Below are 24,445 nucleotides of genomic sequence, written 5' to 3'. Positions count from 1 at the left end.
CTGGTTTTTTTTATGCTTTTTATTTCATGAATATGCATCCATGGACGTATATCATCATTTATTATATGATATATGTATTCATACAAAAAATCGGGAGTGAATTCGATGCTAGAGTTAAATATAGAAAATCCAGATGAGCTTGTTCTTGTGGCTCATGCATTATCCACTGATTTAAGGGTCAACATCATCCAACTTTTAAATACAAAGAAGTTGAATATTAATGAAATTGCTGACGCACTTCAGATTCCTGTATCCACGGCAGCTTCCAATGTGAAGATATTAGAAAAGGCTCGTCTCATTGAAACTGAGCTGTTGCCGGCGACACGCGGAGCTATGAAAGTATGTACACGAACTTACCATGACATTCATATCATATTAAATTCACAGTTCTATCATGTTCAGCCGGATAAAAACTGCTATGAGATCGAAATGCCCATCGGATACTTTACGAATTGCCAGGTGTCGCCTACCTGTGGGATGGCCAATACGGAGAAAATGATTATTCAGGAAGATTCGCCTGCCGGATTCTTTCATCCCGATCGCTTTTCTGCACAAATCATCTGGTTCCGCAAAGGATTCGTTGATTACCGTTTTCCGTTGGAACTTCCGAAAGGTGCTAAAATTCAATCGATCCAGTTCAGTTTTGAAATCTGCTCAGAAGCTCCAAATTATGATAACAACTGGCCATCTGATATTTCGTTTTGGGTGAACGGGGTTGACGTTGGGACATGGACCTCTCCTGGCGATTTCGGAGGGCGAAAAGGGAAGTTAAATCCAGGATGGTGGCAAGAATTTTCGACCCAATTTGGATTGCTAAAAACGTTGAGTGTGGATGGTACCATGACTGCAATTGATAACGTTCAAGTGTCTTCGGTCAATTTGCATCAATTAGTGCTTGGAAATAATAGCTTCATCGATTTAAGATTAGGCGTGAAAGATGATGCAACACATAAGGGCGGTATTAACTTATTCGGTAACAAATTCGGGGATTATGAACAAGGGATCGTCATGAAAGTGTTCTATACGGTTAAATGATGGGAAATGAGGTCATACCAACAATAATGTTGTGTTGACCTTTCTTTATGTACAAATATAATGTAATAATGAAATGAAAACGCCGTTTTAATACAATAATATTAAAATAAACGTTGACAAAATGCTATGTAAGCGTTATTATTCTCTTATAAGATACATAAAAATGGTTATAATACAAAATTATTGTTTTGTATCTTTCAATTTAAAAAGGGAGCGATTGAATTGAAAACAAAAAAAGTATTAACGTCAATGCTAGGTGCCACAATGTTAGTATCCCTATTGGCAGGTTGCTCAAGTAACGGTGGTTCAAACGCAACTCCAGCCACCACTGAAAAAGCAGCAGAGACGGCGAAAACAGAAAGTGCCGGGGGCAAGAAAACAGAGCTTGTATTCTGGACGCTGTTTGCGGGCGGCGATGGCGAATACATGGATCAGATCATTAGTTCTTTTAATAAATCGCAGGACAATATTTCAATCAAGAACGTCAAGTTGGAGTGGGCAGAATATTACACCAAGCTCGTGACTGGTGTGTCAGGCGGTAAAGGTCCGGATATCGGGATTTCCCATACATCTAAATTACCTGAGCTAATTAAGGCGGGGGTTGTATCTGAGCTAGATACGACTGGTAAGGCCATTAATCTCAACTGGGATAACTATAACAGCAATATTTTGAGTTCCGCTACAGTAAATGGAAAGCATTATGCGGTACCGATCGATACGCATCCGTTCATCATGTATTACAATAAGAAGCATTTACAAACAGCTGGATTGCTGGGCGCTGATGGCAAACCTACAATGGAGACAGGTGCTGATGGCTTCGTCAAATTCTTAACAACGCTGAAAGATAAGCTTCCTAAAGATGTAACGCCATTCGCTTTTTCTAATAATGCGGATGATCCATATCGATTATGGTGGGCGCTCTATTCCCAACAAGGCGGGAATGACGTTATTTCGGATGACGGCAAGACACCTGCGATTGATACGGATAAGGCGATTAAAGCTGCAAACTATATTAAGGACTTATATTATACAAGTAAAGTAATTAAACCGCAGGACCCTGATTTTTACAAAACGTTCCAAAGCGGCAAAGGCGCAATTATGATGACAGGTGTGTGGGCTACAGGAACTTGGGAAACGACCAAAGATCTTGATTTCGGTGCTATGCCAATTCCTAATATCTTCGGAAATACGAAAACATGGGGAGATTCCCACACAATCATCTTGCCAGTGACCGCGAAGGAAGATCCTAAGAAGCGCGAAGCTGCATTGACGTTTGCCAACTATGTTGCTGAAAAAGGCGGTCAAGTTTGGGCAAAAGCAGGTCACATTCCTGCTAACAAAACTGTTTTCGATACAGCAGAATACAAAGGTCTGAAATACCGTAGTGACTACGCAAGTGTAGCTGGTGATGTTGTATTCCCTAAGGTATCAGACAAAACATGGCCTAAGAATGATGTTTTGAAAAAATATCTGGATGAAATTTGGTTGAATAAAACGCCATCGGACGCTGTGTTTAAGAAGATTGATGGTGAGTTAAAAACATTGCTCTCTAAATAAATGCCATTAAACCGGATAACAAGCTTGGAGTATCATACTTCAAGCTTGTTATTTTCAAGAAAGAGAGGTGCGATACTGCATGCGTACAAATGAAGTTGATTTGAATAAAACATCGGTCACTGCGCGTTCTCAAACGAAAACAAGGCAGTGGCGGCTGGACATCTTGGCTTTTCTATTTCTTTTGCCCTTTCTTGCCGTATACGTCGTGTTTTCGATATTCCCGATGATCAAAGGGCTGCAGATGAGTCTGTACGACTGGACGCTAATTAAAAAGATGGATTTTGTTGGCCTTAATAATTATATCGCTATGGTACAGGATGCAAATTTTTGGCGAGCGCTCTGGAACTCAACTTACTTTGTTATCTTATCTACGCCTAGTATGCTTATATTTGCTTTACTGCTCGCGGTCATTGCCAACCAAAAAACGAGACTTCAGAAATTTTTCCGCAGTGTCTTTTTCTTGCCAAGTGTCCTATCTGTCTCTGTCGTTTCATATGTAGGTCTGTTTGTTATACAGCCTTACACAGGCTTTCTGAATAATTTACTTAAATTAGTTGGTATTCTTTCGGTAGATCAAGAGATATTTTGGTTGACGGAATCATCCCTTGCTTGGATTGCCATTACAGCCATTACACTGTGGTGGACTGTTGGGGTTAACATGATTTTGTATTTATCGGCTATGCAGGATATTCCAGATGATATTTATGAAGCTGGGAGACTCGATGGCGCATCGGAGAGACAAATGTTTTTTCGAATTACGCTTCCACTGCTAGGTCCCATTACAAAAACGATATTACTGCTTCAAATTATTGCTTCGTATAAAGTGTTTTTGCAAATTTACATTATTACGCGGGGTGGACCGGGTACAGATACACGGCCAATTATTCAGTATATTTACGAGGAAGGAATCAAAAACAACCATATGGGTTATGCAGCTACCATGTCCTATGCGCTATTTGCCATACTCCTTGTCTTGTCGTTGACCCAATTGAAAATGAGTGCGAAGAAGGAGGCGGTCTAAGATGCGGGCTCTTCGCTTATCCTTATCGGTGCTTCTTGCTCTATTTTTTCTTGTTCCCATCTCATGGATGCTGATTGTTTCTATTAAAGATGAAGGTATGAAGATTACAGGTGTGCTGGATTGGTATAAACCACCTTACACCTTTGAGACATACGCGTATATTTTTCAAGAAACTTCTCTGGTCAGGTGGATGTTCAACTCTCTTGTTGTTGCTATTGCCGTTACAACGCTTACGCTGTTAATTTCTTCTCTGAGCGCATTCGCCTTGTCCAAAATCAAGTTCCGATATCAAAAGTTCATGTTCGTCTTGATCTTGGCTGGCCTATTAATCCCAGGCGAAGCGATTCTGATTCCGCTTTATCAGGTTGTGAAAGAACTTGGGATGTTAGATTCTTATCAAGGATTAATATTACCGGCTGTGGCCTCTCCATTCGCAGTTGTTGTTCTGAAAAGTTTTTTTGACGCGGTTCCCAATGAATTACTGGAAAGCGCTGAGATGGATGGGGGAAGCAAGTTAAGGGTTTACGCCAGTATCGTGATGCCGCTTGCTAAACCTGCTTTGGCCTCCATTGTAATTCTTACGTTTATTGCCCAATGGAACAACTTCCTATGGCCGTTCATTGCGATTACTTCAGAAGAATTGTTTACACTGCCGATGGGGATTCCCACCCTGATGTCCCAGTACTCGGAAGATTATGTAAGACCTATGGCCATTAACTCGGTAGCATCTATTCCTGTCATGGTTGCGTTCTTGTTCTTCGAGCGGCAAATAGTAAAAGGTCTGAGCTTCTCGGGTATAAAGGGGTAATCCATGAATAAAGAAAGAGATTACAGCATCGACATCTTCAAAGGGTTATTGGTCATAGGGATGGTGTACTGTCATATTTTGCAGTTTTTCAGCGATCCCATGGTCTTTACGGGAGCACAACGAGTGATCGATGTTGTTAATATTGTCACGTTTACAGGTTTCGTATTTAGTTTCGGTTACGTTGGCCAATTAGCCTATTACAATAAACCGTTCAAAGCAGTATACGGAAGAATGCTGTCAACCGCGTTGAAAATGCTAATTGCTTTTTATATTTCAGGTACTTATTATCGATTGTTCTTAGATCGAAAGCCCCTAAATTGGAGTACAATCAAGCCTATTCTGATACTTCAGGATATTCCTGGTTGGTCGGAGTTTCTGATTTCTTTTTCACTTATCATGTTGGTCGGGTTGGTATTATTTAAGCCATTAACTTGGTTGGTTGAGCGAAAGTTCAAATTTTGGGTGGTCGTTTTATTGCTGCTAATCACTACGTATCTCCCTTATGACAAAGTGACTGTGAATCAGTTAGGGCTATTGATTGGCACAAGAAAGTTTGCTTCTTTTCCCGTAGTGCAATATTTTCCCTACTACTTGATTGGGATGTATGCCGCACGCTACAAGCTGGGGTGGAACTGGAAATTTATAGTAGGTTCCTTAGCTGCTTCTGGCATATTCATCACGTACGTAATAGCGAAACAGGGGCTTCCTGAACGATTTCCACCATCCATCTATTGGATTTTAAGCTCCGCTTTCTTATTGTATGTGTACTACCTAGCTGCGAAAATGCTGGTTACTAGTATGAAATATACGAGCTTTTTACGAGTCTTAGGTCAAAACGTGCTGCTTTATCTGCTTCTGAGCAATATCATGATTTTTACTTTAAAACACAATCAGGAGCAGCTTTTGTTAAGCTCGCTGGAGGGCTTTTGGTTTGATATGGGTGTTCTTCTGCTGATTAGCTTTTTCATTCGAATCACGATAAGTACTAAATTCAATACGAAGGTCGCTTTGAAATCGGAAGGTGTAAATCATTGAAGAGGTTTGTGAGCGTAATGGTGACGATCTGTTTAGGGGTTTTTCTAACCTCATGTCAGGGAGAGGGACCTAAGAGAATGGAACTCGAACAATGGAGTCAAGTTCCCACCTATAGTAATCCAATGGAGTTAGCTGAAGAGTGGGAGGATTATGGGATTGGCGATCCATTCGTTCTCCGTTACAACGGTATGTACTATTTGTACTGCAGCACCCAGGATGATCAAATTGGAGTAAAAGCGTGGAGTTCTGCGGATTTAATGAATTGGAAGCCGGAAGGACTCGTTACTGAGGAGCTAATAACAAAAGGGGCGTATGCGCCGGAGGTCGTTTACTGGAACGGTTACTTCTACATGTACACCTCACCGGGAGGCGGCGGTCATTATGTGCTCAGCAGTCAGAGTCCCACAGGCCCTTTTACGGTCCAAACGGATAATCTGGGGATGTCGATCGATGGCTCTGTATTTATTGATGACGATGGGAAATGGTACTTTACACATGCTTCTGGTCGAGGCATTTTGGCTAACGAAATGTCAGATCCTTATACATTTGGCCCCGATAAGCTGATCCCGGAAGCCTATTTGCAGCACTGGACAGAGGGCTCATCGATCTGGAAAAGAGAAGGGAAATACCTAATTACCTATACCGGTAATCATGTCTTCAGCACAGGTTATCGAATTCAATATTCGATTTCTGATCAAGGACCCTTAGGTCCGTATCGGACGCTGGAAAACAATCCATTCGTGATCAGCACGGACGATAAATTTAATGGACTAGGTCACAGTTCTACTGTTCTAGGACCGGATCTGGATTCCTATTATTTGGTGTATCACAATCTGGTAGGCGCATCGACGTCAGGCCCGCCTGTACGCAAGCTGAATATCGACCGTTTGCAGTTTAATGGGGATCGTATGTCTCTACTCGGTCCTACCTTCGCGATGGCCCGTCCTGTTGCCAAAATGCCTGACTTTTCGGCCAAAGAAGTGGTTCCCGGAAGTACGGTTGGTTGGAAACAAGAGCAATTGCGTGATAAAACGATTGTAGTGAGCGACTCTACAACGGAACAGGCATTTACAGCTGAGTATAATTTCCACGCATTGTCGACTGACGAAAGCTCTTCCCATTTAGGCGTTGTATTTGCATACGAGAATGAGCGAAATTTTATGTTTACGGACGTGGATTCGCAAAGTCATGAGCTCATCGTACAGCGGGTTAATGAGGGTAAGATGGTCCTTGTGGGTAAAGCTCAAATCCCAAAGGAAACGGACCTAACAAAACTGCATACGATTCGAGTAACAAGTGTAGATGGCAAGATTCAGGTTTATTGGGACAATATGCATAAGCTAGAGGTAGATATGGAGAGTGTCGGAGGTAAGATTGGTTACATCTATGCTGCTGCATCGAAGTCCGCTCCTGCTATGTTGTTCACGGCTTATAGCAATGATGCGGGTGGAAGCAGTGATTATGAAACCGTCAAACCTGTCCCAGGGAGTATCGAAGCGGTACATTATTTGAAAGATAAGATCCGTGGCTATTCAGATTCCTTAGCCAATGAGCATCGAGGAATTGCAGCGGATGATGGCAGTATGGCAGCTGTTTTGCCGAAGGCTGGAGATTGGCTTCAGTACCCTATACAGGTGAAGCAGGCAGGAACTTACGGCATAGATTTGGAAATGCTTCCATCGGATGCGGAGACAACGATAGAAATAGCTGCTGGAGCAGAAAAGCAGCGGTTTATCGTACCAAAGCGGAACAAAGCTGATCAAACTTGGGAACGAACCCGCATTGGGAGTATGGCATTGAAAGAAGGCTACGTAAACCTGAAAATCAAAGTTGTCCAAGGTTCGCTTTCGTTCAAGACGATGACGTTCTATCCAGGTGATGAAGCGTTCTCTTCAATAGACAATGTGCCTAAAGGTATGGTGGGCATGTGGATTCCTGTAGATGGCGGTTATGAAACTCGCTCTCATGAATATATAAAAACATTCGCGGGAAGTGAAGACTGGACGGATTACCGGATGGATGCGGAGTTCCATTTCCCCGCGATACCGACAAGAGATGCAGGCTTGCTGATCAGATCTGTTCATGAATCTTACTATCCGCATCAAGTGCAAGATGCCTTCACAGGTTATTATGCGTCTGTGAACCAAGACGGACTTTCGTTGAAAAAAGTGAATTACGGAAAACAGGAGATTTTGAAAACTGTGCCACTAACGATTCAAAAAGATACGAGCTATCGAATGAGAGTTCAGGTTACCGGCAATCGAATACGTGTATATTGGAACGGATCAACGGATCCTGTTCTTGATTATCAGGATCCGAGAGCTTATACACATGGAAAAATCGGTCTACTTTCCAACCATTCTGATATTATTTTTCATAAAGTTTCAGTTTCGAAGTGAAATGCGTAGTTGTAATACAGAGAAGATAGAGGAGTGTAGTTATGACAACTAAGATGTATATCAAAGATTATCCTAGACCGCAATTCGTTCGTGATTCTTGGCTCAATTTGAACGGGGAATGGGATTTCCGTTTTGACGATGATAATGTAGGAGAAATAGAAAAATGGTATAAACAGCTTAACGGAGATCGCAAAATAACAGTTCCGTTCACATACGAAACGAAGGCGAGTGGTATTGGAGAAGAGAAGTTTCATCCGAATGTGTGGTACGAGCGTGCTTTGGGTATCCCGAAGGAGCAAGAAGGGAACCGTGTTATACTTCATTTTCAGGCCGTAGATTATTTAGCTAAGCTATGGGTTAACGGAACCATGGTCGGACAACATCAAGGGGGATACGCTGCTTTTTCTTTTGACATTACACCGCATCTTCTATTTGGCGAAACCAATACCCTCGTGTTGAAAGCGGAGGACTCACAAAGCTGCACACAGCCAAGAGGCAAGCAGCGTTGGGTTGATGATAATTTTGAGTGCTTTTATGTGCAGACAACAGGCATTTGGCAAAGTGTGTGGGTAGAGTATGTAGCGGCCTCGTATATAAAATCTGTTAAGATGACGCCTGATCTCGATAATTATTCAGTTCGCTTTGATTATCAGGCACACATGGCTGCCAAATCGAAACAACTCCGTCTGGAAACTCGGATTAGCTTGAAGGACAAAGTTCTTAAGCAAACGAGTCTCGTTATCGATCGCCCGTGGCTCCAACTGGATATGAATTTATTACATGAGGCGAACGGGCCTTGGAAGGTTCGAACATGGTCACCGCAAAACCCGAACTTATATGATGTGGAATTTATCCTTTATGAAGGTGACATCATCATTGATCATGTATACTCTTACTTCGGGATGAGAAAAATTTCGATTGAAAAAGGAAAAGTACTCCTTAACAATACGCCGATATATCAACGTCTTATTCTTGATCAGGGCTACTGGCCAGACAGTCACTTGACTCCGCCATCGGAGGAGGCGTTGATTGAGGATATTGATGCAATCTTGGCTATGGGTTATAACGGGGTAAGGAAGCATATGAAGATTGAAGATGCCCGGTTCCTTTACTGGTGTGATGTGAAAGGTGTGCTGGTCTGGTCCGAAATGGCGGCAACTTTTGAGTTTAACGATGAGGCGATTGATACATTCACATCGGAATGGACGGAAATCGTCCGCCAGCAGTACAATCACCCTAGTATCGTGACATGGGTACCTTTTAATGAATCATGGGGGATCGCACAAATTTACACCAACTTGAGACAACAAAAGTTTACGGAAAGCATCTATCACTTGACCAAATCACTAGACCCGCATCGGCCTGTTATCGTAAATGATGGCTGGGAACACACCGTTTCTGACATCTTGACATTACATGATTATGAGGAGAAAGGTTCTGCATTTTTAAAGCGTTATACTGACAAAGATGGACTCCTGAACAACGAATTCTCATTCAATAACGGGAAATATGCCATGGCCCAAGGATACGCCTATCGTGGCCAACCGATTATGATCACTGAATTCGGAGGTATTGCTTTTAATACAGGGAAAGGCTGGGGCTATGGGAATCAGGTTGAGAATGAGGAAGCCTTTATCGAGCGTTTTAGGAGCATTACACAAGCGATTAAAGATACGGATTACATTAGTGGATATTGTTATACCCAAATAACCGATGTTCAACAGGAAGTCAACGGATTGCTTACAGAGGATCGGAAGCCTAAGATACCACTCGAACTGATAAAAGAAATTAATCTTGCATAAGGTTTGAAAAGAAGGACACGGCTTGTTTGTGAAGCCATGTTCTTTTTTTTCTAGATATCCGCCCCAACCACTCTTCCATACATCCCAACGATTACGCGATCTAATCGAGAACGAGGTCCTTATGCATCTGCGTTCATTGAAGAAAACGCGCAAAGACGTGTCCTTGCATGATCCCATCGGAACGGACAAAGAGGGAATGTCTGGGGACGGGTATAAAAGATGATAGATTCACTCTGCTAGTTGTAAAAATATATAACCAAACATGTTATTAAATATAACACACAAAATTGAATTCTTAAAATATATCTATTTTATGTAAGGTATATTGACATAAGTTTCTGATTTCATTATTATAATCTTGTAAGGTTCATGTTATTTAAAAATGCCGATTGAGTAGTTTTGTATGAATTTCGTCTCTTAACCGAAGTTCTGAATGCTGCAATATCGGTATTTTTGTGTATCAAACTATCTGAGGAGGTTGTTTCATGATTTTGAAGAAAACGGCTCTTATGATCTCAGTATCGGCGCTTGCCATGGGTTTGTTAGCAGGGTGCGGAAACGGAACAAGCACAAGTACAAGCACAAGCACAAGCTCAGCTACAGAAACGACTAAAACTAGCAGCGTAGGCACTAAGAGCGTCATCAAAATTGCGACCCAGTCCCCTTTGTCAGGAGGCAGCGCCGTTCAAGGAGAAGCTATTAAGCTAGGTGCTCAGATGTCTTTGGACGACCATAAAGCGGAATTTGACAAGCTGGGTTTTGAACTGCAACTGGTCCCTTATGACGACCAAGCAGATCCAAAGAAAGGCGTAGCCAATGCCGAGATCATCAGTGCTGATCAATCAATTCTCGGTATCGTCGGACATATGAACTCAGGTGTAGCTATACCTTCCTCAGTCGTTTACGAGAAGAACAATATTGTCATGGTTTCGCCGTCCAATACGGCAACGGAGGTAACCGACCGTAATCTGAAGGTCGTGAACCGAATCGTTGCAAGGGATGATTTCCAAGGACCTGCGGCGGCTGATTATGCGTTTAAAACAGTAAAAGCCAAAAATATTTTCGTCATTCAAGACAAAACAGCCTACGGTCAAGGCTTGGCAGAAGCGTTTAAAGACGCGGCAACGAAGCAAGGGGCAACCATTGTCGGTTATGAGGGGATTACCATAGGTGAGAAGGATTTCAACGGGGTGCTTAACATTGCGCTTAGCAAGAAACCGGACTTTGTCTTCTTCGGAGGATTATATGCCGAAGGCGGTCTGCTTATCAAACAAGCACGCGACAAAGGAATTACGGCTCCTTTCATGGGTGCAGACGGGTGGGATACGCAAGGTCTGGTTGATGTAGCCGGTGATAAAGTAAAAGACGCCTTGTACGCTTCCATCTCAACTGATATTACAAAAACGCCAGATGGCATGAAGTGGGCCGATCAGTATAAATCTAAATTTGGCAAAGCTCCCGACGGTTACTCGGCTTACGCATATGACTGTATGACCATTATTCTAAATGGCATTAAAACTGCGAGCAGCGCAGACGGTGGAAAAGTGCCTGTCCGCGAAAAAGTTCGTGATGCGGTGCGCGCCACCAAAGACTTCCAAGGTGTTGCCACGAAGGTTTCCTTTGATGGTAAAGGCGACAATACATACGCTAAAGTATTTATCTACAAATTTGAAGGTCCGAAATATCCGGGTACCATGATTTCTGAAGTAGGGAAGTAAACCTAATCTCAACATCATTCAACTTAAAGTAAAGAGGTATGTGCTTTATTGATATACCTCTTTACGGTTTATTCACTTGCGAAAGGAGAAGCTTCATGATCCTAAACATCCTGCACTCACTCCCCCAAGTATTGATCGACGGGCTTGCTTTAGGAGCTATTTATGCGGTCGTTGCCTTAGGATATACCATGGTATACGGTATTCTTGAATTGATCAATTTTGCACACGGCGAAATTTTTATGACTGGGGCATTCGTTGGGACAGGGGTATTGTTCCTTTTTCAATCTACAGGGTGGCTTAGTGGTATGCCGGGATGGGTTGCATACGTTCTAATCCTCGCTATCGCCATGCTGTTTACGGGATTGTTGGGGGTGGGAATTGAACGAATTGCTTATAAGCCTCTCCGAAAAGCGCCTAAGCTGATTTCACTTATCTCCGCGATTGGTGTTTCCTTCGTGGTTCAAGACCTCGTTCGCTTTATATCCGAATTGAGAACAGGAAACTACATCATAAGCGGTATTACGTTATTCGATAAAAATATAACCATCGGCACTTCTTCTCTTGGATCATGGCTCGGAGACGCTTCTTTGAAAACCAATACGATCATCATCATCGTAGTGGCTGTATTGTTGATGATCAGCCTTGATTTTTTTATCAATCGTACCAAATGGGGAGTGGCCATGCGGGCGGTAGCGCAAGACCGTGAAACGGCTTCGTTGATGTCAATTAACGTGAATAAAATCATTATTCTGACCTTTTTCATCGGATCAGCTTTAGGCGGTGCTACAGGGGTTTTATTTGCGCAGCAGTACGGTACGATCGATCCATTTATCGGCTATATATTAGGGCTGAAAGCATTCACGGCAGCTGTGCTTGGAGGTATAGGAAACATTCGGGGTGCCATGTTTGGCGGACTGGTCATTGGGATATTAGAGATGTTCGCTTCTTCTAATCTTGGCTTACTGACGAACGGCAGCTTCGGTTCGGAGTATAAAGATGTATTTGCTTTTATGATTCTAATCATCGTATTGATATTCAAACCCGAAGGTCTGTTTGGCAAAGCCGTCAAAGAGAAAGTGTAGGTGACCCATTATGGATAAAATAAAACAGGCATTAGCGCAAAACTCGAAAATGCAGGCACTTATACTTGTCTTTCTTGTCTCGGTTACAGCACTAAGTGTATATATGACGGCTAAATCGGTCATTGCCTTTTTATTATTGCTGGCATCCTTGCTTTTGCTTTACTACACTTCATTTTCCAATAAAGTCAAATGGATTATCGGCGGAGTCATGCTAATTCTAGTTATTCCGTTTGCTTCATCGGGAGGCCCCGCCTACGAATCTTATATGGAAGTTGCAACGCAGAGCGGGATTTATATCGCAATGGCTCTCGGGCTGAATATCGTGGTCGGTTTTGCAGGGCTTCTGGATCTGGGTTTTGTCGCTTTTTTCGCGATTGGAGCTTATACATATGGTATCTTCTCTACGGCTCAGGCGAATCACTTCATTCCAGGTGATTTGTTTCCTCTTTCGGGCTCTGCGTTTTGGCTGTTTATTTTTGTAGGCGGCTTTATGGCCGCACTGTTCGGAGTCATTCTCGGCCTGCCCGTCCTTAGGGTGAAAGGAGATTATCTCGCTATCGTAACATTGGGCTTCGGGGAAATGATCCGCATCATCTTCAACAACTTGGAGAAGCCGGTTAACATTACGAACGGCGCAAAGGGCATATCATCGATCAAGCCTCCAAATCTGTTTGGATTTGAATTTACGCATCCTCATCAATTTTATTTCATTGTGATAGCGATCTTGGCTTTTGTAATTTTCGGAGTAAAGAGATTTGAACATTCACGAATGGGTCGTTCCTGGAAGGCGGTTCGGGAGAATGAAATTGCCGCACAATCCATGGGGGTTCCGTTAATTCGCACGAAGTTGACCGCGTTCGCTGTGGGAGCTTCCTTCTCTGGGATGATGGGAGTCGTCTTTGCAGCCAAGCAAACGTTTATTGACCCGTCCAGCTTTACATTGCTTGAGTCTATTACGATTTTGGTCATGGTTGTATTAGGAGGAATGGGGAGTGTTCCTGGCGTTATACTTGGAGCTGCACTCATTACGATTCTCAACCTGCAGGTGCTTACGGAATTTACCAATTGGTTAAATCAATTAACACTGCAAGGCGTAGTCCACATTCCATTTGCCTTATCTCCATCCAAGATGCAGAGGTTTATTTTTGGAGCCATTCTAATCCTCTTTGCTGTCTTTAGGCCAAACGGATTGATTTCCGTGAAAAATCGCAGAGTGAACGAAAAGCTGATTCAGGACCGAATTTTATCAGCTTCCGTGCAGCAAGTAAATTCTCAAAGCGGAGGGATCGCCCAATGACCATTTTGCGTGTTAATAATTTGGTCAAACGCTTTGGCGGATTGGTTGCCGTTAACGGTGTTCAATTTGAGTTTCAAAAAGGTAGAATTTCTGCTGTTATCGGTCCAAATGGTGCCGGGAAAACAACTTTTTTCAATATGATCACCGGCATTTATGCGCCTGATGAGGGTGAAATTGAATTGGAAGGCAAATCGATTGTGAAGGTTAAGCCTGATCGAATTACTGAAAAGGGAATTGCCCGTACTTTTCAAAATATTAGACTATTTGGAAATATGACGGTTCTTGAAAATGTGATGGTCGGCATGCATATTCATTTAAAGGGAGGAATATTAAGCACTTTACTCGGACTTACTAAAACTCGAATTGAGGAACAAAATGCGATGGATGAAGCATACCGATTATTGCAATATGTTGGTCTCGAGCCTCATCTCAATGAAAATGCAAACAGCCTTTCTTACGGAGCGCAACGGCGGCTTGAAATCGCGAGAGCGCTTGCGGTTAAACCAAAAGTACTACTGCTGGATGAACCTGCCGCAGGAATGAATCCGCGTGAAACAAAAGAACTGACCGAGCTTATTCGAAGTATTCAACAGGAGCTGGACGTATCGATTATATTGATTGAGCACGATATGAAACTCGTCATGCAGATTTCTGATCACATTCTAGTTCTGGATCACGGTGAAAAGATAGCTGAAGGATCCCCTTATGAGATTCGTTCGAATCCGCGTGTGATCGAAGCTTATTTAGGTAAAAGTGCCCTAGGTCAAGAGGTGAAATCATGAGCATACTGCAGCTTCAAGAAGTCCAGGCTTACTATGGAGGTATTCAAGCTTTAAAGGGAATTTCACTTCATGTGAATGAAGGGGAGATTGTCACGTTGATCGGTTGTAACGGAGCGGGAAAATCCACAACACTTAAATCCATTTGCGGTCAGGTGAAAACGAAAGGCTCCATCCTATTTAATGGGCGCAACATTTCGGCCTGGCCGCCACATCAAACGGCGATGGAAGGCATTGCTCATGTCCCGGAGGGCAGGCGCATATTCCCAAGGCTAACTGTTAAGGAAAATCTGGAAATGGGCGGATTTTCAGTTAAAGATAAAAAAGTGATGAAAGAGCGTATGGAACAGTCCTTTGATTACTTTCCTCGTTTGAGAGAACGCTTGTACCAAGCAGGCGGCACCATGAGTGGAGGCGAACAACAAATGCTTGCCATAGCCCGTGCGCTCATGATGAAACCTAAGCTACTGCTGCTCGACGAACCATCGATGGGATTGGCTCCCGTCATCGTGGATCAAATCTTTGAAATCATTCAGGAGATGAACCGTACGGGGATGACGATTCTACTCGTAGAACAAAACGCATACCAAGCACTGCAAATCGCCCATCGCGGTTATGTGATACAGACCGGTGAAATTATTCTGGAGGATGACGCAAAAACATTGCTTGTCAACGATCAAGTAAAAGAAGCTTATCTGGCAGGATGAAATCATTTCTACCGATGCTTTACGGCATTATGGCATCATTTTTTTTCTCCTTTTCTTTCATCATGAACCGGTCCATGGAGCTGTCCGGTGGATATTGGGTATGGAGCGCTTCGCTTCGTTTTCTATTCATGTTTCCTATCCTTTTGTTGATTGTCTGGATTAGGGGAAATCTCCGGGCCTTGCTTTTTGATATGAGAAAGCAGTTAGGGGTATGGATGGGCTGGAGCATGGTCGGATTCGGATTATTTTATGTGCCGCTGTGTTTTTCCGCTGCCTACGGACCTGGGTGGTTGATTGCGGCTACCTGGCAGGTAACCATTATTGCGGGTTCATTGCTTGCTCCATTATTCAGCAGGGTAATAATAACAAAGAGTGGGCCTAAACGGATTAAGGAAAAAGCTCCGTTAAAAGGTCTGTTGATTTCTCTCATCATCTTATTTGGGGTAATTGTTATACAGGCGGATCATGGCGGCCATCTCTCCATAAAAGACGCGCTTTTAGGCGTGGTGCCTGTTCTGCTAGCAGCTTTTGCTTATCCGCTTGGCAATCGGAAGATGATGGAAGTTTGCAATGAGCGGCTGGATACCTATCAGCGTGTTCTAGGCATGACACTGGCCAGCCTTCCGTTATGGATATTTCTTTCGCTCTATGCTCTTGTTCATGTCGGCGCGCCGAACGCAGGGCAAATCGGCCAATCCGCTCTTGTAGCCGTTTGTTCGGGAGTCATTGCAACCGTGCTTTTTTTCAAAGCGACGGAAATGGTAAAAAGATCCGCACATCAACTAGCTGCTGTAGAAGCGACTCAAGCCGGAGAAATCATTTTTACAGTCATTGGCGAATTAGTGCTACTTGATGTGGCATTTCCTTCTAGTCTGTCTTGGACAGGTATTCTTTGTATCGTAACCGGGATGATCGTTCATAGTTTAATGTCGAAGAAAGGTAAATAGATTCACAAAAAAAATGGAGAATGGTTCTCCGTTTTTTGTGAATTTACGCTAACGAAAAACTTTTGTAGAGGAGTTTGCTTAACAGCAGCTCTTCTTTTTGTTTATTCAAATAACGGTTAATGCAAGACTGTCTTTACTAAATTAGGGTCTATGACGTGAACAATCCCAATAAGACATGAAATTGAATTTGAACGAAATCAAGTTCGTGTCATTTATGATTTACATAACCTTTAGATCAAGGTTATATTCACCTTACATTTCTTCGATAGATTGAGGGGAGGGGGCATATCCCAATAAATCATAGGAGGTATTTGTTCGATGAGCCATGATGAAGCAAGTAAAAGTATGAGCAGGAGGGATTTTATTAAAGTCGGAGGGGCGAGTGCGCTGGCGCTCACCCTTGGATCAGCGGGTGTTCCCGTCGAATTGTTTGGCGGAGGAGAGGTACAGGCCGCAACCAACGACAATGTGAAGCTGCAATTTAACTCTGACGGAAAGTTCAAAATCGTACAGTTCAACGACACGCAGGATGACGAGAATATCGATCGACGGACCGTGGAGCTGATGGAGAAGGTACTCGACGCCGAAAATCCGGATTTTGTCGTACTTAACGGCGACAACATTACCTCAGGCTGCGATACGGCGATGGAGATGAAGCAGGCGATGAACAACGTTGCCCAGCCAATGGAACAACGAGGAATCAAGTGGGCCGTAACCTTCGGGAATCACGACGAAGACTCAACTCCGAAAGCCGGTCTATACGAAGAGGAAATGCTGCAATTTTATATGGCGTACAAGCATAATGTGAACCAGCCCGGAGAACGAGGGATTACCGGGACAGGGAATACCAACCTGTTGATCCGGTCCTCCCAAGGGTCGAAGGCGACCTTCAATCTCTGGTTGTTGGATAGCGGAAGGTATGCGCCGGATACAATTGCCGATCAAGACTTCGAAGGATATCCGACCTGGGACTGGCTGCGGTTCGATCAAGTGGCGTGGTACTACGAAACCTCCAAAAAGCTAGAGGAGAAACTGGGTTATAAAGTGCCGTCACTCATGTTCATACATATCCCGCTCTGGGAGTACCGATTCATGTGGTATGCCAGCGTGGACGGAAGGTCCGGGGCCGACCATGCAAGGGCCGTTGGCAAGCACCAGATTGTGGGGGAACGGAACGAAGACGAATGCCCCGGTCCGATCAATAGCGGCATGTTCTCGGCGATTTTGGCCCGAGGCGATGTCAAGGGCGTCTTCTGCGGTCATGATCACGTCAATACGTACCACGGCAACTACTACGGCGTACTGCTCGGCTATTCCGGAAGCACGGGCTTTGGCGCTTACGGTTTGCCCGGCGCGGATAGGAATAGACTGCGTGGAGCCCGGGTATTCCATCTCGATGAACACACCGAGAACGTTCTTATCGATACCCATATGGTATTTGCCAAGGATTACGGGATCGATCTTACAGCGAACGATCAAAGCGCGGAGCCCGCGCCGATCCCGGAAAACAAGAAGCAGGAGAAGATTGTGAAGCCTTAAGCCACTCGATGCGGTTTCCCGATAATAATAAAGCCGCGGGGAAAAACCCTCGCGGCTTCTTTGCTTACTGTTCGCAGATGAAAGCAGTAATGCGGAACCATTGATTTTACATAAAAATATACTCTAACTATTTATCAACCAGCAAACAATCGTTCAAACAACCAGATTCCGCCTAATACAAACGCCGCGCTGGAACCTGCGACGACAAATCGTCTCGCATATTTGTAACGGTACAACAAATAGATGAGCGGTACAAGCACTCCGACTAACGCGATTTGGACCACTTCGATCCCGATGTTGAAGCTGAGCAAAGCCGCTGCTATGTTGCTTCTCGGAATATTCATTTCCTTTAAAATGTCAGCAAATCCCATGCCGTGAATGAAAGCTACATAGCAAATGCTTAGCGCGAGGCGGGTTCCACAATCTTCGGGGATATATCGATCAGTCCCAAGACCGTCAAAGTTAAGGTTATGCTGTGAGCGATCGTAAAGGCGGTAATCATTGTTGCGTATTGTTTAAACGTTTGCCGCGCGATGAGCAAAGAAAATAAGAAGAGTAAATGGTCGAACCCGCCTAAAATATGGCTCATGCCAAGCCTAAAGAAGGAATGCCAGCCGGATATCGGATTCGTTTGCTCTCTGATCCGCTATCATCGTCGACCGTCATCATCTTGGCCCAAGTACGGAATTCACCGGATAAAGCTATTGTGCTTTTCTGGCCTCCCTCTTGAATCGTCAGCAGATTGACATAATTCGTCTTCACATTGTTCATATACAAATTATCCGTAAAGGACATAGGCGAAGATGGGGACTCCGGAGGATAAAGTACTTTCAATAGGACTTTCGCCCCGTCCCCTTGCCGTTCGAGAAAGCTTTCCGCTTGCGTCCAGGTCTTCGTTTCTCCGTTCATTTTCAGGATAATATACTCTTGCAGCATAGCTGGCGATGCTCTGTTCATGGTATTGAATACTAATAACAGAGACGGAGCCTCGCACGTACAATTCATGAAAGAAACGGTTGCAGCTGTTCCTAACACGAAATGGAAGTTCGTTACGTTCCACCATGACATTTATGGTGCCGGACCTCACTCTACAGAGGCGGCAATTACCTGCTTAAGAGCTGCACTCTTCCCGACGTTTGACGAACTGGATGTCGACATGATCTTTATGGGCCATGATCACTCCTATGTCAGAACGTATGTGATGAAAGGCGATATCCCGCAGAAAAATCAGCTGATTGACAGCCAGGGACAAGTCGTGAACCCGACTGGCGCAACGTACCTCACAGCCAACTCGGCGAGCGGAAGTAAATACTACGAATTAATGACCACTCCGGAAGTGTATTCCGAGGTCAGAAGCCAGCTGAAGGTTCCGACCTTCTCGACCATCAACGTTACCCCGTCCAGCATTAAGATTAACACGTACAGAACAGATACAATGGCAGTGGTCGACACTTATTCAATGGTAAAAGATCACATCGCGCCAACCTATACGCTAACAGCGAACGGAGCTCCTTTCGTTGAGGGCACTGGATATCAAGCTAATCAAAGCGTATCGTTCCAACTTACCACACAAGACCAACAAACCTCTGTGGTCTCTGAGTCGATGACGCTTGACGGAAATCCTTACACCAACGGATCGACTGTCGATTTGACCGGCAAACTGGGCGTTCATAACCTGAATATTGCGGCTATCGATTTTGCCGGTAATAAACTGGATATGTCGATGAACTTTAAAGTGGAAACAAGCCTCCCGTCGTTAAAGAGTTTGCTAGACCGGTATATCGCGAAGGGGGATTTGAACGGTCCACTCGTGAATCAACTGACTAATGACTTGAGTCAGGCTGACCATCATTTGAGTAAGGGATCCAAGGATCAGGCAGCCAAATTCATGCAGGATTTCCTGAAGCATTTAAATAACGCACCCATGGCGAGCAAAGTAACCACCGAAGTCAAAGCTATTCTGACTGCTGATGCGCAAGCGCTAATCAGCGCCTGGTCTGGACAATAACAGAGCAAAGGCGCTGCTATTAAAACATCAGTCCTTTTAAGTTCTATTCCGGAGAAATAGACAAGTGGAAAAAAGAAATGTTGTAAACGCTCAAGTTTCCCTAGGAAACTTGAGCGTTTTTTTCTGACCACATCGGCAATTTTAGACTATATTCTTGACTTGAGAAATGACAAGAATATGGTGACGACCGGATTGCTTCCTAAGCAGGTTAGAGCAAGCCTTAAACCTACACCTGAATAAATTACACTTTTATGTGAGTATTATCGCATGTTGCCGTATTCCGGTCTTTTGTACAATAAACATGTAAGCAGTGCTGTCCCAGTTGGTGCCAGGTGTTCCGATGCTCATTCCGTAATGAAAAATGACCAACTTCAGGATACAAACAAATTGGAGGTGTATTATTTTTGAAAAAAAGATTTTTTGTAAGCGTTGTCATCACGTTTCTGGTTTGTACGATATTTCTTCAGCCGAGTAAAAGTTATGCAGCTAACCCTCAGCTAGCAGTCGATTTATCGGCCAATACCGGTGCGGTTAAACATGGAGCTTCAGGCTTTTTGTATGGTTTGGGCGACGAAGGTATTCCCACAGATAATATGATTGCTCCATTGAATCCACAGGGTACAGCGCAAAAGGCTCCCGACGGCCTTCAGCATCCGAATGGAGATGCTTTGAAGATCGCCCCGCAATTTAAACGCAATGGCGGCAAAGATATTCAAATCTATATGCAGGATATATACAAACAATGGCCTTACGACAATCTGGGGATCGATGATTATTTAAGCAAAGTTGATGTCATGGTGAACAAAGTAGTGGCCGACGCGAACCGCAGTATGTACGTTTATGTTCCTTTTAATGAGCCTAATGGGAACTGGTACTCAAATTTGTTGAACTATTCGTCTAGTACAGGGAGTACAGCAAGACAAAAGTTTTTCAGTGATTGGAAGACGGTTTATGAACGCATTCGTTCGATCGATGCCAGTGCGCGAATTGCAGGACCGAATTTGACGCATTATGATTCGCAATTTCATTTGGATTTTATGAGTTACGCTAAAACGAACCATGTATTACCTGATGTGATGGCCTGGCATGAGCTCCAGAACGATTTTTTTACAGATTACTATAATCATTACAATCACTATCGCGGGATCGAAGCGTCTTTAGGCATATCCGCTCGTCCCATAGCTATTAATGAGTATGCCAGATCGAGTGGTGATCTCGGCGTTCCGGGGAATTTGGTTCAATGGATCACACGTTTTGAGAATACGAAAGTAGATGCGATGCTTGCATACTGGACGACCGCTGGAGCGTTGAACGATCTGGTGACCGAGAATAACAAAGCGACTGGGGGCTGGTGGCTGTATAAGTGGTACGGCGAAATGACGGGTAATACGGTAACTGTAACGCCTCCGTCTGTAAATGGATCACTGCAAGGGCTTGCTTCCTTAGACAGCAACAAGAGGCAAGCACGAGTCATCTTCGGCGGTTCAACTACCAGCACCGATGTATTCCATACCGACGTCGTGGTGAAGGGGTTTGAGGCAACTCCTTATCTCGGAAATTCGGTACACATTATTGTATGGGGAGTGGACAACTCCGGCCTTAATCCTTCCAGTGGACCTTATTTCGTTCAAGAAGGCGATTATAACGTAGCTGGAGGACAAATTACAGTTCCTGTCAATAGCATGAAAGCTCTATCGGCTTATCACATGATGATTACCCCAAACAAAGATTTGTCCTCAGCAAATAGTACGACACGTTATGAAGCAGAATACGCAAGTCTTTCCGGTACAGCCTTTGTTTCATCTGGAAATAACGCGGGCTATTCTGGAACCTCTTTTGTAGAAGGCTATGGCTCAAGTACGAATGCAAGCACGAGTTTTGTTGTAACCGCACCTACGAACGGCTATTACAACGTGACCCTCCGTTATTCGGCAGGGCCGCTCTCTGAAGTTCCTGTAAATAGGAAAATCCGGATGACGCTGGGCGGTTCTCCAATAAAAGATATTTCCCTCACCGGCACAGCCGACTGGAATACCTGGGCAAGCTCCACTACAAAAGTATTCTTACAAGCCGGTATTAACCGAATCGGGATTGATGCCTATACGACTGACGACAGTGATGCTATTAACGTTGACTATATCGACATTCAGGCTACAACGGGAACCATTACCAGCTATGAAGCGGAAGCAAGTGGAAATACACGTGGCGGTGCAGCCGTTATTACAACGGACTTGGCAGCTTCCGGTGGGAAGTACGTCGGTTACATTGGATTAGGTGCTGCCAATACGCTGACAATCAATAATGTTGCCGTTTCTGCTGCGGGTACTTACAGAATGGCCATCACTTATGCAAATGGTGAGCTTGGAGATGGCGCAACCAATTACAACTCCAATAATTGTTGATCGGTCGGCAGATATTAGTGTAAATGGCGGCATCGCCAAGAAGGCTTACTTCAGAAATACTTTAGGTTGGTCGAATTATCGTACGACTGTAATGGATGTTACTTTAGCCGCCGGGAATAACACGATCAAATTCTCGAATAGCTCGGCGTATGCACCGAATATCGATAAAATCGAAATTGCCGAAGCGGTATCCTCTGTTCCGTTTGCTTCGGCTTCAATCTCGAATTCAGTAAAAATTAACGGAGCTTTCGATCAGCTATACAGTTTGTTTAATTTGCCGGACAGCATCCAGAGTGTAAGAACAACTGTTGCTTATGATCCTAATGTCATTGATTATGTTTCAGCGGAATCGATGGATGAAGGGCAAGATCTACAGGTTGCCGTTGAACCGCCCGGTCAGCCGGGTCAAATTGCTTTAAATGTGTCATCTGTTTCAGGACACCCCATTAGTTCCGGAGATTTATTGAAGCTGCATTGGAAAGCAAAGGCAACCGAACAGCTGTCGGCCCAAATTACAGTATCCAGTATTGCTGCAAGCAATCAGAATGTTCAATTGAATGATACTTTCAGCTCTATTGGCATCTATGCAGATGTTTCAAATATAACCGTGAGCGGAAGCAACGGGGCGTCTTCTATAATGGATAATAAGGGAAGCTTGCAAATGAAAGCGAATGTGATCCCGGCCAATGCCAATCCAAACATGACTTGGACCGTGACTGATTTACATGGATCCACAACCGATCTCGCTTCTATAAGCCCGGATGGCATATTAACTGCCAGCGGTTCTGGAAAGAACGGTACAGTTAAAGTGACTGCCGAGGCAATGGATGGTACAGACATCAAAGGAGAAACAGTCATCACAATCCGAAACCAGTTGCTTCCGATCACCGGTACCCCCTTTGGCGTGGGACCTGCCTGGTCGACTGGTGGTGAATACGACAAAGCGTTTGATGGCAAAACAAACACCTATTATGATTACTACACCGCAAACAATGGCTACACAGGAATTGACCTCGGCGAAGGAACGGCGAAAGTTGTGCAGCAAATTCGTTTCTACCCTCGCTCTGGCTTTACGAGTCGGATGGTCGGAGGCAAATTCCAAGGTTCGAATACTTCTACTACGTCCGGATTCGTGGACTTATATACCGTTTTATCTAATCCTCCGCTTCAATGGAACGCTGTTACCATTACGAATCCGACAGCTTTTCGATATTTGCGCTATGTCGCTCCTAACGGGGGATATGGTAACGTAGCCGAGATTGAATTCTACGGTCCAGCCGTGCAAGCAAGTTCGATTACTGTACATGGAAGCGGCGGCAGCCAAGCGATTACAGAAAAAAGTGGAACTATGCAAATGACGGCAGCTATAGAGCCGTCGGATGTTGGAAATAAATCGGTGACCTGGTCTGTAACGAACCTAGACGGAACCACTACGGATATGGCCACGATCAGTGAGAACGGTCTATTATCTGCAAAGAAAGACGGGAAGGTTAAAGTAGTCGCGAAGGCTGATGAGGGTTCGGGTGTTCAAGGCGAAGCTCTGATCACGATCGATACCGAGCCCCCAGTTACGAAAGCGCTTGTATCTCCGGCTGTACCTGATGGACTCAATGGCTGGTATGTCGGGGCGGTGAGTGTGACACTGACATCCACAGACCTTGTTTCCGACATAGCGGGCACTAGGTATAGTTTGAATGGTGAAACAACGTGGAATACGTATACCGCACCGGTCATTTTGGATCAGGATGGCACATATATAATAAGTTACCGTTCGATCGATACAGTAGGACACGTCGAAACAACGAAGGTTCTTAATCTGAAACGGGACGGAACCGCTCCTGATATCGCGTTATCCGTAACAGAATCTGTATACGATTCCGACGATTTCATCCCGTCATTCACGACGTACGATAACGGTTCCGGTGTCGACGCGAGCAAAACCACAATTACGCTGGATGGTCAGACTCTGCAGCAGGGTAAAACGATCTCTCTTTATTCGCTTACGCTAGGTTCCCATACGTTAATCGTAACCGCAACGGACCAGTCAGGGAATGAAAGCAGCGTCAAAGCGATGTTCCAAGTTAAGACTAGTTTGCAATCTTTGCAGTCCTTGGTTGCCTTATTTACAAGCAGCGGCTCGATTGATAATCAAGGGATAGCCAATAGCTTGCAGGCCAAGCTGACAAAGGGTAATTTGGACAGCTTCATGCAGGAAGTTAAAGCACAGAGTGGAAAACATATTTCAAATGAAGCGGCATCTATCTTACTGCGTGATGCTGAAGAGTTATTAAGGGTTAATTGATCAACGT

The 24,445-nt window shown here is 44.2% G+C and carries 20 protein-coding genes; 17 read left to right on the top strand and 3 right to left on the bottom strand.

The features are described 5' to 3' along the window. Nucleotides 1-105: 105 nt before the first annotated feature. The 14 genes from QFZ77_RS30635 (at nucleotide 106) to QFZ77_RS30570 (ending at nucleotide 17,726) form a co-directional block, all read left to right on the top strand. Nucleotides 106-1,035, top strand: a complete 930-nt coding sequence (locus QFZ77_RS30635; RefSeq protein ID WP_307445669.1) for an ArsR/SmtB family transcription factor — start codon at nucleotides 106-108, stop codon at nucleotides 1,033-1,035. A gap of 222 nt (nucleotides 1,036-1,257) precedes the next feature. Beyond that, nucleotides 1,258-2,592, top strand: coding sequence for a type 2 periplasmic-binding domain-containing protein (locus QFZ77_RS30630; RefSeq protein WP_307445666.1), 1,335 nt, complete (start codon nucleotides 1,258-1,260; stop codon nucleotides 2,590-2,592). 79 nt (nucleotides 2,593-2,671) lie between these two features. Continuing rightward, nucleotides 2,672-3,613 (top strand): carbohydrate ABC transporter permease, encoded by a 942-nt coding sequence (locus QFZ77_RS30625; RefSeq protein WP_307445664.1) that lies wholly within the window; start codon nucleotides 2,672-2,674, stop codon nucleotides 3,611-3,613. Between the two features lies 1 nt (nucleotide 3,614). Continuing rightward, a complete protein-coding gene (locus QFZ77_RS30620) occupies nucleotides 3,615-4,421 on the top strand; it encodes a carbohydrate ABC transporter permease (protein WP_307445662.1) in 807 nt (268 codons plus the stop codon). 3 nt (nucleotides 4,422-4,424) lie between these two features. Beyond that, nucleotides 4,425-5,456 (top strand): acyltransferase family protein, encoded by a 1,032-nt coding sequence (locus QFZ77_RS30615; RefSeq protein ID WP_307445660.1) that lies wholly within the window; start codon nucleotides 4,425-4,427, stop codon nucleotides 5,454-5,456. Between the two features lie 77 nt (nucleotides 5,457-5,533). Then, a complete protein-coding gene (locus QFZ77_RS30610; RefSeq protein ID WP_307445658.1) occupies nucleotides 5,534-7,855 on the top strand; it encodes a family 43 glycosylhydrolase in 2,322 nt (773 codons plus the stop codon). 41 nt (nucleotides 7,856-7,896) lie between these two features. Continuing rightward, nucleotides 7,897-9,657: a glycoside hydrolase family 2 protein gene (locus tag QFZ77_RS30605; RefSeq protein WP_307445656.1), complete on the top strand. Its 1,761-nt coding sequence runs from the start codon at nucleotides 7,897-7,899 to the stop codon at nucleotides 9,655-9,657. A gap of 485 nt (nucleotides 9,658-10,142) precedes the next feature. After that, the gene (locus tag QFZ77_RS30600; protein WP_307445654.1) at nucleotides 10,143-11,375 is read left to right on the top strand and encodes a branched-chain amino acid ABC transporter substrate-binding protein; all 1,233 of its coding nucleotides are present in this window, start codon (nucleotides 10,143-10,145) and stop codon (nucleotides 11,373-11,375) included. A 95-nt stretch (nucleotides 11,376-11,470) separates the two neighbouring features. Next, on the top strand, nucleotides 11,471-12,457 hold the full coding sequence (locus tag QFZ77_RS30595) for a branched-chain amino acid ABC transporter permease (RefSeq protein ID WP_307445650.1): 987 nt from the start codon (nucleotides 11,471-11,473) through the stop codon (nucleotides 12,455-12,457). A 49-nt stretch (nucleotides 12,458-12,506) separates the two neighbouring features. After that, nucleotides 12,507-13,754 carry a branched-chain amino acid ABC transporter permease gene (locus tag QFZ77_RS30590; RefSeq protein WP_373462781.1) on the top strand — a complete coding sequence of 416 codons (1,248 nt, stop codon included), beginning with the start codon at nucleotides 12,507-12,509 and terminating at the stop codon, nucleotides 13,752-13,754. Beyond that, nucleotides 13,751-14,536, top strand: a complete 786-nt coding sequence (locus QFZ77_RS30585; RefSeq protein WP_307445646.1) for an ABC transporter ATP-binding protein — start codon at nucleotides 13,751-13,753, stop codon at nucleotides 14,534-14,536. Before QFZ77_RS30590 ends, QFZ77_RS30585 begins: the two co-directional genes overlap by 4 nt. Further along, nucleotides 14,533-15,240 carry an ABC transporter ATP-binding protein gene (locus tag QFZ77_RS30580; RefSeq protein WP_307445642.1) on the top strand — a complete coding sequence of 236 codons (708 nt, stop codon included), beginning with the start codon at nucleotides 14,533-14,535 and terminating at the stop codon, nucleotides 15,238-15,240. The genes QFZ77_RS30585 and QFZ77_RS30580 overlap by 4 nt, the downstream gene beginning before the upstream one ends. Beyond that, nucleotides 15,237-16,187: a DMT family transporter gene (locus tag QFZ77_RS30575; RefSeq protein WP_307445638.1), complete on the top strand. Its 951-nt coding sequence runs from the start codon at nucleotides 15,237-15,239 to the stop codon at nucleotides 16,185-16,187. The genes QFZ77_RS30580 and QFZ77_RS30575 overlap by 4 nt, the downstream gene beginning before the upstream one ends. A gap of 318 nt (nucleotides 16,188-16,505) precedes the next feature. Then, a complete protein-coding gene (locus QFZ77_RS30570; protein WP_307445635.1) occupies nucleotides 16,506-17,726 on the top strand; it encodes a metallophosphoesterase in 1,221 nt (406 codons plus the stop codon). Between the two features lie 134 nt (nucleotides 17,727-17,860). Here the strand turns inward: QFZ77_RS30570 and QFZ77_RS30565 are convergent, their stop codons facing one another. Genes QFZ77_RS30565 through QFZ77_RS30560 form a run of 3 tightly spaced genes read right to left on the bottom strand, consistent with a single transcriptional unit; the run spans nucleotide 17,861 to nucleotide 18,683 of the window. Next, nucleotides 17,861-18,124 carry a HupE/UreJ family protein gene (locus QFZ77_RS30565; protein WP_373462780.1) on the bottom strand — a complete coding sequence of 88 codons (264 nt, stop codon included), beginning with the start codon at nucleotides 18,122-18,124 and terminating at the stop codon, nucleotides 17,861-17,863. Nucleotides 18,125-18,126: 2 nt separating this feature from the next. Next, nucleotides 18,127-18,315: a HupE/UreJ family protein gene (locus QFZ77_RS38035; RefSeq protein WP_373462685.1), complete on the bottom strand. Its 189-nt coding sequence runs from the start codon at nucleotides 18,313-18,315 to the stop codon at nucleotides 18,127-18,129. Then, on the bottom strand, nucleotides 18,312-18,683 hold the full coding sequence (locus QFZ77_RS30560; protein WP_307445627.1) for a hypothetical protein: 372 nt from the start codon (nucleotides 18,681-18,683) through the stop codon (nucleotides 18,312-18,314). The genes QFZ77_RS38035 and QFZ77_RS30560 overlap by 4 nt, the downstream gene beginning before the upstream one ends. Here QFZ77_RS30560 and QFZ77_RS30555 point away from each other — a divergent pair. From QFZ77_RS30555 to QFZ77_RS30545, 3 genes are all read left to right on the top strand, one after another. Beyond that, nucleotides 18,682-19,734, top strand: coding sequence for a metallophosphoesterase family protein (locus QFZ77_RS30555; RefSeq protein WP_307445623.1), 1,053 nt, complete (start codon nucleotides 18,682-18,684; stop codon nucleotides 19,732-19,734). The two genes, QFZ77_RS30560 and QFZ77_RS30555, sit on opposite strands and share 2 nt — an antisense overlap. Nucleotides 19,735-20,138: 404 nt before the next feature. Next, a complete protein-coding gene (locus tag QFZ77_RS30550) occupies nucleotides 20,139-22,136 on the top strand; it encodes a CBM35 domain-containing protein (protein WP_307445619.1) in 1,998 nt (665 codons plus the stop codon). After that, nucleotides 22,102-24,438 (top strand): OmpL47-type beta-barrel domain-containing protein, encoded by a 2,337-nt coding sequence (locus QFZ77_RS30545; RefSeq protein WP_307445616.1) that lies wholly within the window; start codon nucleotides 22,102-22,104, stop codon nucleotides 24,436-24,438. The genes QFZ77_RS30550 and QFZ77_RS30545 overlap by 35 nt, the downstream gene beginning before the upstream one ends. The last annotated feature ends 7 nt before the right edge of the window (nucleotides 24,439-24,445 follow it).

The sequence above is a fragment of the Paenibacillus sp. V4I3 genome, from assembly GCF_030817215.1.
In the GTDB taxonomy this organism is placed as follows: Bacteria; Bacillota; Bacilli; order Paenibacillales; family NBRC-103111; genus Paenibacillus_E.
The sequence above is the reverse complement of the archived record's forward strand: the minus strand, read 5'-3'. Positions and strand labels throughout refer to the sequence as shown.

Excerpts from the sequence above, each read along its gene's own strand:
- QFZ77_RS30635 (WP_307445669.1), top strand. The coding sequence starts at position 106 with ATGCTAGAGTTAAATATAGAAAATCCAGATGAGCTTGTTCTTGTGGCT.
- QFZ77_RS30625 (WP_307445664.1), top strand. The coding sequence starts at position 2,672 with ATGCGTACAAATGAAGTTGATTTGAATAAAACATCGGTCACTGCGCGT.
- QFZ77_RS30620 (WP_307445662.1), top strand. The coding sequence starts at position 3,615 with ATGCGGGCTCTTCGCTTATCCTTATCGGTGCTTCTTGCTCTATTTTTT.
- QFZ77_RS30615 (WP_307445660.1), top strand. The coding sequence starts at position 4,425 with ATGAATAAAGAAAGAGATTACAGCATCGACATCTTCAAAGGGTTATTG.
- QFZ77_RS30610 (WP_307445658.1), top strand. The coding sequence starts at position 5,534 with ATGGAACTCGAACAATGGAGTCAAGTTCCCACCTATAGTAATCCAATG.
- QFZ77_RS30605 (WP_307445656.1), top strand. The coding sequence starts at position 7,897 with ATGACAACTAAGATGTATATCAAAGATTATCCTAGACCGCAATTCGTT.
- QFZ77_RS30600 (WP_307445654.1), top strand. The coding sequence starts at position 10,143 with ATGATTTTGAAGAAAACGGCTCTTATGATCTCAGTATCGGCGCTTGCC.
- QFZ77_RS30595 (WP_307445650.1), top strand. The coding sequence starts at position 11,471 with ATGATCCTAAACATCCTGCACTCACTCCCCCAAGTATTGATCGACGGG.
- QFZ77_RS30590 (WP_373462781.1), top strand. The coding sequence starts at position 12,507 with ATGCAGGCACTTATACTTGTCTTTCTTGTCTCGGTTACAGCACTAAGT.
- QFZ77_RS30585 (WP_307445646.1), top strand. The coding sequence starts at position 13,751 with ATGACCATTTTGCGTGTTAATAATTTGGTCAAACGCTTTGGCGGATTG.
- QFZ77_RS30580 (WP_307445642.1), top strand. The coding sequence starts at position 14,533 with ATGAGCATACTGCAGCTTCAAGAAGTCCAGGCTTACTATGGAGGTATT.
- QFZ77_RS30575 (WP_307445638.1), top strand. The coding sequence starts at position 15,237 with ATGAAATCATTTCTACCGATGCTTTACGGCATTATGGCATCATTTTTT.
- QFZ77_RS30570 (WP_307445635.1), top strand. The coding sequence starts at position 16,506 with ATGAGCCATGATGAAGCAAGTAAAAGTATGAGCAGGAGGGATTTTATT.
- QFZ77_RS38035 (WP_373462685.1), bottom strand. The coding sequence starts at position 18,315 with ATGAGCCATATTTTAGGCGGGTTCGACCATTTACTCTTCTTATTTTCT.
- QFZ77_RS30555 (WP_307445623.1), top strand. The coding sequence starts at position 18,682 with ATGGTATTGAATACTAATAACAGAGACGGAGCCTCGCACGTACAATTC.
- QFZ77_RS30560 (WP_307445627.1), bottom strand. The coding sequence starts at position 18,683 with ATGAACAGAGCATCGCCAGCTATGCTGCAAGAGTATATTATCCTGAAA.
- QFZ77_RS30545 (WP_307445616.1), top strand. The coding sequence starts at position 22,102 with ATGGCGCAACCAATTACAACTCCAATAATTGTTGATCGGTCGGCAGAT.